Raw genomic sequence first — 13,531 nt, 5'->3', positions numbered from 1 at the left:
AGGACTCAGGGCGTGCTGTCGTTGCGGGCGAGGTCGGCCGCTCCGATGAGACCGGCCTCGTTGCCCAGCCTGGCGGCGACGATCCGGGCCTCGGGCCGGTAGCCGCGGCCCGTGAGACGTCGGCGGAAGGTGTCGCGGGCGGGGCCGAGCAACAGCTCGCCGGCGGCCGAGACGCCACCGCCGATGACGAACGTGCCGGGGTCGAAGGCCGCTGCGAGGTTGGCGATCCCGATGCCGAGCCAGTGGCCGATCTCGGCGAGCAGCTCGATGGAGGTCGGGTCTCCCTCGCGGGCGGCCTCGGTGACGATGGGTCCGGTGAGCTCGTCGGCGCGTCCGTCGACGCGGGCCGCCAGGTCGGTGGCCACGGGCGAGTTCGCGAGGATCATCGCCCGGGCCTCGCGCACGAGGGCGTTGCCGGAGGCGTACTGCTCCCAGCAGCCGCGGTTGCCGCACTCGCAGCGCTGGCCCTCGGGCACGACCTGCATGTGGCCGAACTCGCCCGCGATGCCGTAGCGGCCACGGATGACCTCGCCGTGCATGAGGATGGCGCCGCCGATGCCGGTGCCGAGGTTGACCATGACGACGTCCGAGTCGCCCTGTGCGGCACCGAACCTCCACTCGGCCCAGCAGGCCGCGTTGGCGTCGTTGTCGACCATGATCGGGGCGTCGATGCGCTTGCTGAGCGCGTCGCGCAGGGGTTCGTCGCGCCACGACAGGTGCGGCGCGAAGACCACCGTCGCACGGTCCGCCGCGACGAACCCCGCCGCGCCGATGCCCACGGCCACGACGTCCGGGTGCTCCGCCCGCAGCTCCTCGACGACGTCGACGATCGTGTCCTCGACGACCTGGGGTCGCTTGGAGCGGTGGGGAGTATCGCGGCGAGCGCGCGCGAGGATCTCGCCGTTCTCGTCGACAACACCACCAGCCACCTTGGTCCCGCCGATGTCGATGCCGATGGCCAGACTCATGACAGCTCCTCCTCGTCGACGACGGCGATGGGTTCGGTGCGGGGGGTGCGGTCCGCGGGCGCGCGCCCGGTGTCGGCCGACGAAGCCGCGGTATGCCGGCTCGCCAGGTCCGCGAGAACCGTCGCTGCCGCTGTGGCCAGGTCGGCGAGACGCGTCAGGGTCTCGGGACTCACTCCCCTGAGCAGGGACACCGAGCGGCAGACGGGGCACCAGGTGCAGGTCTCGGCATCGCCCATCGCGACGTGCACGTGCTCCGGAGGCACAGTCTCGTCGCCGGTGCGCGGCGCCCCCTCCGGACGTGGTGCGCCGGCAAGGCTCTCGCCGCGCGGCGGCTGGCCACGGCTCATGGTCTCGAGCAGCCTCGCGGCCTCCTCGGCCACCGAACCGACCGCGGCATCGAGTCGCGCCTCAGCGTCCACGGGGCCACACCTCCTCCACACGAGCGAATCGCACCCGGAGCTCCCCGGCGCGCACCCCAGCATTCTTGACGATGCATCGTCGCAGCACCGAGGGCAGGGCGATGACCCGGCGCACACCCCCGACGTCGACGACGAGGTCATCGGCCCGGCGGGCGAGGTCCACGTCGCCCGAACGGGCCAGGGGCAGGGGCAGGGTGAGGACGAACTCGTCACCGTCGGCCTCGACGCGCAGCCCCTGCGACCGCACCGGTGCGTCCAGCGCGGGCAGCTCACCGTCGAGGCAGGTCGTCTGCTCCGCGAGGTCTGCGAGCGCATCGACCCCCGTCGGCTCGCCCGCCAGATAGGGAGCGGTGAGGACCGGCGTGCCGTGGAACGACTCGGTGATGGTGGTGATGCCGGCCGCCTGCGCGGTGTTCCAGGCCGAGCGCCAGGGGTCGTCGTCGACGGGGATGACGCGGTTGACGACGACCGCGTCCACGGCATACCCGTGCAGTGAGAGGGAGGTGAGGATGCGACGGGCCTCGGCGATGACGACGTTCTCGGGAGTGAGGACGATCCGCACGCTGGCCCGGTCGGAGGTGAGCATCGTGCGGATGTCGGCCATGTGGGCCCGCCACGTCGCGATGACGTCAAGGACTGCTGCGTCGGGCATCGGCACGCCGGCCGCCGCGGCGGCGGCGGGGCGCATCACGGTGAGGAGCCGGCGCTGGGCCGGGAGGAGGCGGTCGAGGTGCCAGCCGAGCACCTCCGGCAGGGCGAGCAGGCGCAGCGTCTCGGCGGTCGGGGCGCAGTCGACGACGATGACGTCCCACTCGCCGCTCGCCGCGTGGTGTCCCAGCGTGAGCAGGGCGCTGATCTCGTCGGCCCCCGGGAGCGCGGTGAGCTCCTCGGCCACGACCGGGTCGACCCCGACGGAGTCGAGCACCGTGAGCAGGTAGTCGCGCAGGGTCCCCCAGTCGGCGGCGACGCTCGTGCGTGCACCGACGGCCTGGGCATGGAGCCGGTCCTGCACCAGCAGGGTCTGCTCCCACGACGGCGACGTGCGCAGCTCGACCCCGAGGGCGTCACCCAGGCTGTGCGCGACGTCGGTCGACATGACGAGGGTCCGGCGCCCGGTGCGGGCGGACTCGACGGCCATCGCCGCCGCCGTCGTCGTCTTGCCCACCCCGCCCTTGCCGGTGACGAGGACGACGCGGGGTGCGGCGCGCGTCGCGACGGGCGCCACGGGAGAGGTCACGGCCGGCGGCACCGGGTCGTCGTCGCTCAGCTGAGGGACTCGACGCGCTTCTTGAGCTCCTTGAGCGCCGTGTCGATGATGACCTTCTCGGCCTTGCGCTTGAGCATCCCGATCATCGGGATCTTGACGTCCGCTGCCAGGGAGTAGGCCACCTGCGTGCCGTCACCGTCGCGGCTGAGCGTGTAGGTGCCGTCGAGGGCCTTGAGGACCCCTGCTCGCACGAGGTGCCACGACACCGAGCCGGAGCCGTCCTCGGCGATCCCGTCCCAGTCGTACTCGAGCACGTAGGTGTCCTTGATGGCTCCCGCGTCGAGGACGTACTCGACCTGGTCGGCCCATCCGTCGCCGTCCTCACTGAGGACCGTCACCGTCTTCACCTGCTCGGCCCATTCGGGGTAGGCCTCGAAGTCGGCGATCACGTCGAGCACGGCGCCCGGGTCGGCAGCGATGTGGACGGAGGACGACGTGCTGTCTGTCATAGGCGCAGGCTACCGGGCGCGGAAGTTCCCCTAGGATCGACCGCGCGGTGGATGTCGCGTCCGTCGCCCCACCCGCTGGTGATCCGGGACGACGACGACGTCGCACCCGGACGAAGGAGAGCACCTTGCACGAGAAGACCACTCCGGCCCTCGCCCCCGCGACCACGCAGGGTTGCCTTGCCGACCTCCCCGTCCGGCATCGACGCGACACCCCCGGCAAGGCCCTGTTCGGCGTCCGCGACGGCTCGGGCTGGAGCGACGTCACGGCCAAGGAGTTCGCCGACCAGGTCGACGCGCTCGCCAAGGGCTTCGTCGCTGCCGGGGTCACGCCGGGCGCCGCGATCGGCATCATGAGCCGGACGCGCTACGAGTGGACCCTCGTCGACTTCGCTCTCTGGGCCGCGGGCGCCATCCCGGTCCCGATCTATGAGACCTCCTCGCCCGACCAGGTCGAGTGGATCCTCAAGGACTCCGGCGCCGTCGGCGTCGTGCTCGAGACCGACAAGCACGTCAGCGCCCTGGCCAGCGTGTCGGCCAACCTCTCCGCCCTGGCCCACACCTGGGTCATCGACAACGGCGACCTCGACAGCCTTGCCGCATCGGGAGCCGCGTCCGACGACGCGGTCCTGGCCACGGCCCGGGCTCACACCGACCGCCGGTCCGTCGCGACGATCATCTACACGTCCGGCACGACCGGTCGCCCCAAGGGTGTCGAGCTCACCCACGGCAACTTCCTCGACCTGGCCGAGAACACGGTGGAGAAGCTGAAGGACGTCGTGAGCAGCGACGGCGCGTCGACCCTGCTCTTCCTCCCGCTCGCGCACGTCTTTGCCCGCTTCATCGAGGTGCTCTGCCTGGCCTCCGGCGCCAAGATGGCCCACTCGGCCGACATCAAGACCCTCCTCGACGACTTCGCGAGCTACCAGCCGACCTTCATCCTCGCTGTGCCGCGAGTCTTCGAGAAGGTCTACAACTCGGCCGAGGCCAAGGCCGTCGCCGGCGGCAAGGGCAACATCTTCGCCAAGGCGGCAGAGACCGCCATCGCGTGGTCCGAGGCCACGGACAAGGGGTCGGTCGGCTTCGGCCTCAGGGCCAAGCACGCCGTCTTCGACAAGCTCGTCTACGGCAAGCTGCGCGACGCGATGGGTGGCAAGGTCCAGTACGCCGTCTCCGGTGGCGCCCCGCTCGGCACGCGTCTGGGTCACTTCTTCCGGGGCATCGGCGTGACGATCCTCGAGGGCTACGGCCTCACCGAGACGACGGCGCCAATCTGCGTCAACCTGCCCGAGCGACTCAAGATCGGCACGGTCGGCCCGCCCCTGCCCGGCACCTCGGTGCGCATCGCGGAGGACGGCGAGATCCTTCTGCAGGGCGTCAACGTCTTCGGCGCCTACCGCAACAACGACGGCGCGACGGCCGAAGCCATCCGCGACGGCTGGTTCCACACGGGTGACATCGGCGAGCTCGACGACGACGGCTACCTCAGGATCACCGGCCGCAAGAAGGAGATCCTCGTGACCGCGGGCGGCAAGAACGTTGCCCCGGCCGTCCTCGAGGACCGCCTCCGCGCGCACCCGCTCGTGTCCCAGTGCATCGTCGTCGGCGACCAGAAGCCCTTCATCGCGGCCCTCGTCACGATCGACGAGGAGATGCTCCCGATGTGGGCCGCCAACAACGGTCTCGAGGGTCTCACCGCCGCCAAGGCACGCACCCACGAGACCGTCCTCGCCGAGATCCAGAAGGCCGTGGACGACGCGAACTCGGCCGTCTCCAAGGCCGAGTCGATCCGCAAGTTCGCGGTCCTCGAGGCGGACTTCACCGAGGAGTCGGGCCACCTGACGCCCTCGCTCAAGCTCAAGCGCAACGTCGTCATGCGCGATTTCGCGGACGAGGTCGATGCGCTCTACGGCGACTGACCCCACCTCGCGCCCGACCGCCCTCACCCGCTCCCACACGAGCTCCGGGTATGCCGCGTGCGCGCTTGCCGCTCTCTGGCTCGCCTCCCTTGGTGTGCTCCAGTGGAGCGTCGTCCGGTTCCGCTTCCCGATCGTGCTCACCCTCACGGTGGCCGCGCTGGGGCTCGGGGTCTGGCTCTGGCGGCGCACCGAGATCCGCTCTGCGCCACCGTGGCTCGTGCCGGTCGTGCTGCTCGCGTCGGTCGCCATCACCTGGGCCGTCCCGCTCTTCAGCTATCTGAGAGGGGGCACGCTCACTGCTGCACTGGCGGTCCTCACGGCCGTCGGCGTCGGCGCTGCTGGGCTCCTGGCTGCGCCGACAGCGGCACGTGCGGGGGCGGCATACCTGCTCGCGGTGCTCGGCCACGTCGTCACCGCGGCGATCGCCACGATCGGTGACCCCGCGCCCAGGATCGACGTGTGGGTGACCCTCCAGCAGGCGAGCGATGCGCTGGCCCGGGGCGAGAACTTCTACGACATGAGCTGGACCGACTCCCCCGGCATCCAGGACGCGTTCACCTACCTGCCCTGGACGACGGTGCTGCTCGCGCCGGGACGCTGGCTCGGCGGGGACGTGCGATGGGCGATCGCCTTCTGGTCGTTCGTCCTCTTCGCGGGCATCTGGGTCCTCGCCCGCCCGGTCCGGGGCGACGCCCCGAGCGACGCGTGCGCCACGGCGCTGCGAGCGGCGGTCCCGGTGACGGTGCTCGTCGTGGCCCCGGGCACGCTCACCCAGATCGACCAGGCCTGGACCGAGCCCCTGCTCGCCGCCGGGCTCGTGTGGTGGGCCGTCCTCGTGCGTCGCGGTCACGCCTGGTGGGCGATCGTCCCGCTCGCGCTGGTCTGTGCGAGCAAGCAGCACCTCGCCCTGCTCCTGCCCCTGCTCCTGCTGTGGCGTCCGTTCGGGGCTCGGCGTGCGGTCGCGACCGGGGCGCTCACGGGCGTGCTCATCGCGCCGTGGTTCCTTGCCTCCCCGTCGGACTTCGTCCACGACACGGTCACGCTGCTCGTCGGCTTCCACCCGATCAGGTTCGCCAACACCTGGTACCTGTACTTCCTCAACGAGCACGGCATCACCCTGCCCTTCTGGGTCACCGGTCTTGTCGTCCTCGGGGCTCTCGGGGCGGCGGCGTGGCTCATCTCGCGACGGCAACCGGCGGTCGGCGAGCTGCTCAGGTGGTTCGCGTTCGTCCTGCTGGTGGCCAACCTCGTCAACAAGCAGGCGTTCTACAACCAGTTCTGGCTCAGCGCTGCGCTCGTCGCGATCTCGCTCGCGGTGCCGGCACTGGCCGGAGAACGACGCTGACGACGTTCTCGGCAGCCGCGCTGGTGACGTCGGTGCCGTCGATGTCACCGCGGAGCCGCGAGCTGGTTCAGCTCGGCCAGCCACCGGCTCGTGAACCGCGCGCGGGTCGTGCCGAGAACGTCGACGAAGGCCCGGTCCATGGCGGTGTCCGCCGCCGCCGGCGAGCCCATCACGCTCGAGGCCTCGTAGAACCTCTGCAGCCTGGCCTCACCGTGGCGCCGTGCGATGAGGTCGACCGCGAGCCAGGCCCCGAGGTAGGTCGGGGCGATCTCACCCTGGCTCGGGTCGAAGTCGCCCTGGGTGGGCAGGCGCGTCGGCCCGCTGCCCTCTGCCACCCGGGTGAGCAGCGGCGCGGCGAGATCCACTGTGCGGCGCCCCGATCCGGCGTAGCCGACGTGGTCGGCGAACCCCTCGACGAGCCACAGGGGGGCCGTGCCGGGCAGCGAGCCGCGCACGGCGACATGGGTGGTCTCGTGGGTGATGACGAACTGCCGGCCGGTGGGCGTGAGCCGGGCGAAGGCATCGGGGTTGAGGACGACCCGGTCAGTGGTCGCGCGACCGGAGGCATCGACGGGGCCGTCGGTGACGGCCGCGACCTGGCTGAGGTCGTCGGCCCGTCCGACCTGCTGGCGGAAGGCTGCGGCGTCCTTGGGGGCGACGATCGACACCCGGCGTGGCCACGTGCGTCGCCAGTGCTTCGACACGTCCGCCACTGCACGGTCGGCCATCGTCGCGTAGGCCGTGAGCGTCGCTCGGTCGACGGTGCCGGTGACGGTGCTCGACCGGCCGGTGACCGTGGTCGCGCCGGCCAGGGGTGTGGCGGTCTGCTGGTCGGCAGGCGGTGACGGGGCAACGGTCGGTGACGCGTCCGGAGCCGGCTGCGCGGTCTCCGGTGCGGTCGGCGACGGAGCAACCGAGGCCGAGGTGGTGGGTGTCGCCTCGTCACGGGCACAGGCGGTGGCGAGGGTGAGGAGAAGGGAGGCGACAGCGACGCAGGCGGTGCGACGCGCACGCAAGGTGCGTCGCGGCATACGCGAAGGTCGGTCGTCCGGGGGCACGAGCCCATCGTCTCAGGCGAGGCTCAGCCGACAGCACGTCCGATGTCGAAGGGCGCGCGCTGGGAGCGCACCGTCGCGGCCACCTCGGCCGTGATGAGCCCGGCGCGCACGCACGCCGTCACCGCAGCGCGCTCGTCGTGGTCGAGCGGCAGGTCACTGCCGAGCCCCATGGAGGCCGGGTCGATGAGAGCGGTCACCATGCAGTCGCCGCACTGGAGGTCACGCACCGGGCAGCGCGCGCAGACGATGGTCAGGCTGTCGTGGTTGAGGTCGTGGATCATGTCGTCACCCCTTTCGTCTTGGGCACTGCCCACGCTAGGAGCCGCCACTGACAGTGGTGGGGTGTGCCCGGCGGTGGGACGTCCCACACCCGGCCGGCACGCGGCTTGGCTACCCTCCATCCGTGAGCAACCGCATCGAGACCTTCACCAACGAGGCTCTGCGCTTCCCGGTGGTGGACACCGGTCCGCTCGACGGCGTCCCCGTCCTGCTCCTGCACGGCTGGCCGCAGGACCAGCACAGCTGGGCGCAGGTGGCCAAGCGGCTCAACGACTCCGGCTACCGGACCTTCGCACCGGGACTTCGTGGCACGAGTGAGGCTGCCAACCCACCGGACCGGCGCTCGTTCGGTGCCAGCAGGCTGCGCGACGACGTGAGGGTGATGGTGCGCCAGATCGGGCAGCCGGTGCACCTGGTGGGCCACGACTGGGGTGCGGCCCTGGCCTGGGACGTCGCGACGCACGACCCGCAGCTGTTGCGCAGCCTCACGGCGGTGTCGGTCCCCCACCGGGCCGCCTTCCTCCGCTCCCTCCTCACGAGCACCCAGGGTGTGAGCTCCTGGTACATGTACTTCTTCCAGCTCCCCTGGCTGCCGGAGCTGTCGCTGCGTTCAACCTGGCTCCTGACCCGCGCCCTCACGATGACGGGCCAGCGACCCGAGCTCGCCGCCCGCGACGCACGACGCAACCAGACCCACAGCCTGCGCCGGGGCGGGCTGAACTGGTACCGCGGCATGCTCACCGAGCCCCCGGACTTCGGCTCCCCCACACCGGTGCCGGTCCTGCAGGTCTGGAGCGATGGTGACACCGCGGTCCGACGAGACGCGATCGACCGCACCTCGGCGCACGCGGCGGGCACCTACCGCCTGGCGGTCCTCGAGGGTGTGTCTCACTGGGTCCCGGAGGAAGCCCCGGACGCGCTCACCGCCGAGCTCATCAGCCACTTCACCGATGCCGACGGCCAGCCCGCCTGAGGCAGGCCTGCCCACACGTGTTGGTCCTCCGGCCCGCGCCGCGCCTCCACGGGCCTGTCGGACCTCACACCTAACCTCGCTGACATGCAGATGGTCCAGGGCACTCTCGACGACCTGGGCACCCCTCTGTCGGACGTGACGTTCGTCGTCGTCGACCTCGAGACGACCGGCGGCAGCCCCAGCGAGTGCGGCATCACCGAGATCGGCGCGGTCAAGGTGCGTGGCGGGGTGGTCCTCGGCGAGTTCCAGACGTTCGTCAACCCCGGCCAGCCGATCCCCGCCTTCATCTCCGTCCTCACCGGCATCACCGATGCCATGGTGCGTGGCGCGCCGCGCGTCGAGCCCGCCCTCGTCGCCTTCCTCGAGTTCGCCGCAGGGTCGGTGCTCGTCGCTCACAACGCCGGCTTCGACATCTCGTTCCTCAAGGCTGCCTGCGCTCGCGCCGAGCGCGACTGGCCCCGCTTCCCCGTCGTCGACACCGTCCACCTCGCCCGCCAGCTCGTGACCCGCGACGAAGCCCCCAACCACCGACTGGGTTCTCTCGCAGTGCTGTTCGGTGCGACGACGACCCCTGACCACCGCGCCCTCCATGACGCGCGGGCGACAGTGGACGTCCTTCACGGGCTCATCGCCCGGGTCGGGTCGCTCGGGGTGCACTCGCTCGAGGAGCTTCGGGCCTACTCGGCCAAGGTCCCCGCTGCGACGAGGCGCAAGCGCCACCTCGCCGACGGGCTGCCGGAGGCACCCGGTGTCTACCTCTTCAAGGACGGCCAGGGCCGCGTCCTCTACGTCGGCACGTCGGTGTCGATCCGCACCCGCGTGCGCAGCTACTTCACGGCGTCGGAGCAGCGTCGCCGCATGGCCGAGATGGTGCGCATCGCCGAGTCGGTGACGCCGATCGTCTGCGCCACGCCCCTCGAGGCCGAGGTGCGCGAGCTGCGGCTCATCGCCGAGCACAAGCCCCGCTACAACCGGCGGTCCCGTCACCCAGAACGCGCCTGGTGGGTCAAGCTGACCGTCGAGGCCTTCCCACGTCTCTCGATCGTCCGCGACGTCGCCGACGACGACACACGCTACGTCGGGCCCTTCGCCTCTCGCGGCTCCGCAGCCGACGCGGTCGCCGCCGTCCACGAGGTCCTGCCCCTGCGCCAGTGCCTCGAGCGCCTGTCGGCGACCAGGCCGCGCTCCGCCTGCGCCCTGGCCGACATGGGCAAGTGCGGTGCGCCGTGCACCGGCGCGCAGAGCGTCGAGGACTACTCCGCTGTGGTCGCCGAAGCAGTGGCCCTCCTCGCCGGCGACGCCACCTCGGCCGTCTCGACGTGGCGCGAGCGGATGGACCACCTCGCCGAGCAGCAACGCTTCGAGGACGCCGGAATCGTGCGAGACCGGATGCTCAGCCTTGTGCGTGGCGCCTCGCGCGCCCAGCGCCTCGATCCCCTGTCCCGGACCGCCGAGCTGCTCGTCGCCCGGCGGAGCGAGACCGGCGGCTGGGAGGTCATGTGCATCCGGCACGGACGCCTCGCGGGCAGCACGCTGTCACCGCGGGGAGCCGACCCCATGCCCTACGTCGAGGCCTTGCGCGCGAGTGCTGAGGTCGTGCCCGCCCCGTTGCCGCCGGCCACGTCGGCGACGCCGGAGGAGAGCGAGCGCATCCTGCGCTGGCTCGACGCCCCCGGGGTGCGCGTCGTCGACATCGACGGTGCCTGGACGTGTCCCGTCGGCGGCGCGACGGGTGTGCGTCAGGCGCTGGAGCCGGTCGAGGCGTCGAAGCGCGCGACCCCGGGGTTTCGCTCGGCGGGCTGAAGCCCTGGCGAGGGTCAGGCCACGTAGCCCTCGAAGACGTGGACACCGTCGAGGTTGCCGTTGGTGCTCGTCGAACGGTTGGTGTTGAAGTACAGCTTGCCGTCCTTGCTGTTGATCCCCAGGCTCTCCATCTCGAACTTGCTGTACTTCGAGGAGGTGATGCGGAAGGAGGTGTCGCTCGAGGGCGAGAGGACCCCCGACGACGTGGGGCTCACGTTGCGATAGACCAGCACGACACTGACGTTGTCCTTGGTGAGCGGGTAGTAGAGGACCTGCTTCGACTCGTGGTAGAAGAATCCCTGGTTCGCGAAGCCGGTGAGGTCGATCGGCTGGCCGTTGACCAGAGCACCGCTGGTCTTCAGCGTGAACGCCGTCGAGACCGTGATGTTCCCCGTGTTGGCCGTCGCGGGGATGCTGCCCCGGTAGACCGTGGCACCGCTCTTGAAGAAGAAGTCGATCTTCGTCGACGTGACCAGGACCCGGTTGATGCCGGACACGGCCTTGGTGGCCCCGCTCGAGTCCTTCACCGTGAAGCGGCCGACCTCGCGATAGGTGTTGCCCGAGTAGCTAGCTTCTTGACCTGGTAGCCGGTGGTCGACATCGTGACGACGAAGAAGTGGTTGACCCCACCGATGGTCACGATCGTCATGTCGTTGGCGTGCCCCAGCCCCGTGATGGAGCTCGACCCGTTGGCGCCGTTCTTCATCACCTGCGGCACCTCGGTGGCGTTGGGGACGCGGTAGATGACCGCCGACCCATCGTCACGCGTGCGGTTCTTGATCGAGTAGTTGTAGTCCGCGCCCACGGCGAATCCCTGGGCACCGGTGTGCTCGCCCACGTTGGGGGTCGCGCCCTCGTCCTGGTAGGTGTTGAAGTAGCCGGTGCCGGCCTGACCGGCGGGCGCCGATGCCAGGACGAGCCCGGCAACCCCCGCGGCCAGGATCAGTCGTCGTGTGCCGAATCGCATGATGAACGCACTCCCTCACAAGTCCTGCATGTCGAGTGAGACCCCTGACCGAAGCCCCCGGAGCGAGGCTATGGCCGGCACCGGAGGCCCGCAACCGCTGGTGACGGGGAGCTTCTCCCCGGACCGGTCACCGGCCTACGCTCGATGCGTCGCCACACCACCCCGACCCTCGAGGAGCGATCCCGTGTCCTATCCCCCACCGCTCTACACCGGCCCCAGCGGCGAGAAGTCGGCCTGGGTTCGACCCGGGGCGGACGAGCCAGACGTGGTCTACCCCAACGGAAACCGCGTGCACTACCTCGCCCGGGGCGCTGCCACCGGAGGCCTCTTCGGCCTCTATCGGTGGGAGTTCGCCGGGCCTCCGAGCGGTCCCGGGTCACACTTCCACCGGACCATCTCCGAGTCCTTCTACGTGCTCGAGGGCACGGTCACGATCTTCGACGGCGACAGCTGGGTCAAGGCCGGCTCCGGCGACTTCCTCCACGTGCCGCCGGGCGGGCTCCACGGCTTCCGCAACGAGGACGGCCCGGCCTCGATGCTCCTCCACTTCGCGCCGGGGGCGCCGCGCGAGGCCTACTTCGAGGGGCTGGCGCAGGAGGGCGGGATCGCCGCGATGAGCGAGGAGGAGCAGGCCGAGTTCATGGCCGCCCACGACAACTTCTGGCAGGAGGACTGACCCGACTACGCTGCGAGACGTGATCACCGCCATCGTCCTCATCACTGCCGACGTCAACCGGATCCCCGAGGTGGCCCAGGAGGTCGCCGAGCTCGACGGCGTGAGCGAGGTGTACTCCGTCGCCGGGGACGCCGACCTCATCGCCATGGTGCGCGTGCGTCAGCACGACGAGCTCGCCAAGGTCATCGCCGACAACCTCAACAAGGTCGAAGGCGTCACCGGCACGGCCACGCACATCGCCTTCCAGACCTACTCCAGGCACGACCTCGAGGCCGCCTTCAGCCTCGGTCTCGAGTAGCGAGCCTTCGGCTCGCCGGTCGGGGTATGCCGGCCGGCTCAGCTGTCGGCGACGGCGCCGCTCGCGCCGACCCAGCGGTCCAACAGTGCAGCCGCGTCACCGGAGTCGATCGCTCCGGCAGCTCGCTCGACACCTGCCGCGATGGCCGCGTGGATCTCGGGAGCCGACGTGCCGGCAGCACCTGCCGCCACAGCGAGGGCCGTGCCGGCGTTGAGGACGACGGCGTCCCGCGCCGGACCTCGGTCACCGGCGAAGACCCGGCGAGCCACCTCGGCGTTCTCGTCAGCCAGGCCTCCCCGGATGCTCTCGATCGTCGAGACCTCGAGTCCCACGTCGGACGGGTGCACCGACACCTCGTCGACCACGCCGCCACGAGCCCACAACAGGGTCGTCGGCCCCGCGATGGACATCTCGTCGAGCCCCTCGTCACCACGGAAGACCGCCGCCGACGTCCCGCGGTCCGCGAACACTCCTGCGACGATCGGGAGGAAACGCACGTCCGCGACGCCGACTGCGGCATACGTCGGCTGTGCCGGGTTCGTGAGCGGTCCCAGGAGGTTGAACGCCGTGGGGACCCCGAGCTCGGCACGAGCCGGACCGGCGTGCCGCATCGACGGGTGGAAGGTCTGCGCGAAGCAGAAGGTGATGCCCGCGTCGAGCGCGACCCTGCGCACCTGGTCGGGGGTGAGCGCCAGGTTGACCCCGAGCGACTCGAGGACGTCGGCCGAGCCGGACTTCGACGACGCCGCCCGGTTGCCGTGCTTGACGACGCGCAACCCGGTCGCGGCGATGACGACCGACGACATCGTGGAGATGTTGACGGTGCCGAAGCGGTCACCACCGGTGCCGACGATGTCGATGCTCTCGCCCGGCACCTCGATGCGGTGGGCGTGCTCGAGCATGACGTCCGCCAGACCGCGGACCTCGGCCACCGACTCGACCTTGGAGCGCAGCGCCATGAGGAACCCCGCGACCTGGGCGGGGGTGGCCTCGCCCCCCATGATGCGGGTCATCGCCCAGCGAGCCTCGTCGAGCGAGAGGTCCTCGCGAGCGAGGAGCCGGCTGAGCAGGTCAGGCCACGTCAGGCCCGCAGAGGGGGTCGTGGCCGCCACG

General features: G+C 70.9%; 15 protein-coding genes. 6 read left to right on the top strand and 9 right to left on the bottom strand.

All coding sequences use genetic code 11. The annotated features are described in order from the left end of the window. Nucleotides 1-5: 5 nt before the first annotated feature. Genes ACZZ98_RS16370 through ACZZ98_RS16355 form a run of 4 tightly spaced genes read right to left on the bottom strand, consistent with a single transcriptional unit; the run spans nt 6 to nt 3,103 of the window. A complete protein-coding gene (locus ACZZ98_RS16370; protein ID WP_380088968.1) occupies nt 6-968 on the bottom strand; it encodes an ROK family glucokinase in 963 nt (320 codons plus the stop codon). Continuing rightward, a complete protein-coding gene (locus tag ACZZ98_RS16365; RefSeq protein ID WP_463517233.1) occupies nt 965-1,387 on the bottom strand; it encodes a hypothetical protein in 423 nt (140 codons plus the stop codon). The genes ACZZ98_RS16370 and ACZZ98_RS16365 overlap by 4 nt, the downstream gene beginning before the upstream one ends. Continuing rightward, a complete protein-coding gene (locus ACZZ98_RS16360; protein WP_463517232.1) occupies nt 1,377-2,636 on the bottom strand; it encodes an ArsA family ATPase in 1,260 nt (419 codons plus the stop codon). The genes ACZZ98_RS16365 and ACZZ98_RS16360 overlap by 11 nt, the downstream gene beginning before the upstream one ends. Nucleotides 2,637-2,650: 14 nt before the next feature. Further along, a complete protein-coding gene (locus tag ACZZ98_RS16355; protein ID WP_380088964.1) occupies nt 2,651-3,103 on the bottom strand; it encodes an SRPBCC family protein in 453 nt (150 codons plus the stop codon). Between the two features lie 125 nt (nt 3,104-3,228). Between ACZZ98_RS16355 and ACZZ98_RS16350 the strand changes: the two genes are divergently transcribed. Then, nucleotides 3,229-5,019 carry an AMP-dependent synthetase/ligase gene (locus ACZZ98_RS16350; protein WP_463517231.1) on the top strand — a complete coding sequence of 597 codons (1,791 nt, stop codon included), beginning with the start codon at nt 3,229-3,231 and terminating at the stop codon, nt 5,017-5,019. Beyond that, nucleotides 5,000-6,364: a hypothetical protein gene (locus ACZZ98_RS16345; RefSeq protein ID WP_463517230.1), complete on the top strand. Its 1,365-nt coding sequence runs from the start codon at nt 5,000-5,002 to the stop codon at nt 6,362-6,364. Before ACZZ98_RS16350 ends, ACZZ98_RS16345 begins: the two co-directional genes overlap by 20 nt. Before the next feature lie 44 nt (nt 6,365-6,408). Here ACZZ98_RS16345 and ACZZ98_RS16340 read toward each other — a convergent pair whose 3' ends face one another. Both ACZZ98_RS16340 and ACZZ98_RS16335 read right to left on the bottom strand, forming a co-directional pair. Continuing rightward, nucleotides 6,409-7,422 (bottom strand): hypothetical protein, encoded by a 1,014-nt coding sequence (locus ACZZ98_RS16340; protein WP_463517229.1) that lies wholly within the window; start codon nt 7,420-7,422, stop codon nt 6,409-6,411. A 23-nt stretch (nt 7,423-7,445) separates the two neighbouring features. Further along, nucleotides 7,446-7,703 carry a hypothetical protein gene (locus ACZZ98_RS16335; protein WP_463517228.1) on the bottom strand — a complete coding sequence of 86 codons (258 nt, stop codon included), beginning with the start codon at nt 7,701-7,703 and terminating at the stop codon, nt 7,446-7,448. A gap of 122 nt (nt 7,704-7,825) precedes the next feature. Here ACZZ98_RS16335 and ACZZ98_RS16330 point away from each other — a divergent pair, with 122 nt between their 5' ends. Together ACZZ98_RS16330 and ACZZ98_RS16325 are read left to right on the top strand one after the other, a co-directional pair. Further along, on the top strand, nt 7,826-8,674 hold the full coding sequence (locus tag ACZZ98_RS16330) for an alpha/beta fold hydrolase (RefSeq protein ID WP_463517227.1): 849 nt from the start codon (nt 7,826-7,828) through the stop codon (nt 8,672-8,674). A gap of 84 nt (nt 8,675-8,758) precedes the next feature. Beyond that, nucleotides 8,759-10,477 carry a DEDD exonuclease domain-containing protein gene (locus ACZZ98_RS16325; protein ID WP_463517226.1) on the top strand — a complete coding sequence of 573 codons (1,719 nt, stop codon included), beginning with the start codon at nt 8,759-8,761 and terminating at the stop codon, nt 10,475-10,477. A gap of 14 nt (nt 10,478-10,491) precedes the next feature. On the opposite strand, the gene ACZZ98_RS16320 is transcribed toward ACZZ98_RS16325, so the two are convergent. Continuing rightward, nucleotides 10,492-11,004 carry a hypothetical protein gene (locus ACZZ98_RS16320; RefSeq protein WP_463517225.1) on the bottom strand — a complete coding sequence of 171 codons (513 nt, stop codon included), beginning with the start codon at nt 11,002-11,004 and terminating at the stop codon, nt 10,492-10,494. Further along, nucleotides 11,001-11,444, bottom strand: a complete 444-nt coding sequence (locus tag ACZZ98_RS16315) for a hypothetical protein (protein WP_463517224.1) — start codon at nt 11,442-11,444, stop codon at nt 11,001-11,003. Before ACZZ98_RS16315 ends, ACZZ98_RS16320 begins: the two co-directional genes overlap by 4 nt. Nucleotides 11,445-11,628: 184 nt before the next feature. Between ACZZ98_RS16315 and ACZZ98_RS16310 the strand changes: the two genes are divergently transcribed. Both ACZZ98_RS16310 and ACZZ98_RS16305 read left to right on the top strand, forming a co-directional pair. Beyond that, on the top strand, nt 11,629-12,120 hold the full coding sequence (locus tag ACZZ98_RS16310; RefSeq protein WP_463517223.1) for a cupin domain-containing protein: 492 nt from the start codon (nt 11,629-11,631) through the stop codon (nt 12,118-12,120). 19 nt (nt 12,121-12,139) lie between these two features. Continuing rightward, on the top strand, nt 12,140-12,418 hold the full coding sequence (locus ACZZ98_RS16305; RefSeq protein WP_463517222.1) for an Lrp/AsnC family transcriptional regulator: 279 nt from the start codon (nt 12,140-12,142) through the stop codon (nt 12,416-12,418). A gap of 38 nt (nt 12,419-12,456) precedes the next feature. Here ACZZ98_RS16305 and trpD read toward each other — a convergent pair whose 3' ends face one another. Further along, nucleotides 12,457-13,530 carry an anthranilate phosphoribosyltransferase gene (gene trpD, locus ACZZ98_RS16300; RefSeq protein WP_463517221.1) on the bottom strand — a complete coding sequence of 358 codons (1,074 nt, stop codon included), beginning with the start codon at nt 13,528-13,530 and terminating at the stop codon, nt 12,457-12,459. Nucleotide 13,531 lies beyond the last annotated feature (1 nt).

Source organism: Knoellia sp. AC549 (assembly GCF_979258975.1).
Note: the sequence above shows the minus strand (reverse complement) of the source record. Positions and strands in the feature narration are given on the sequence as shown.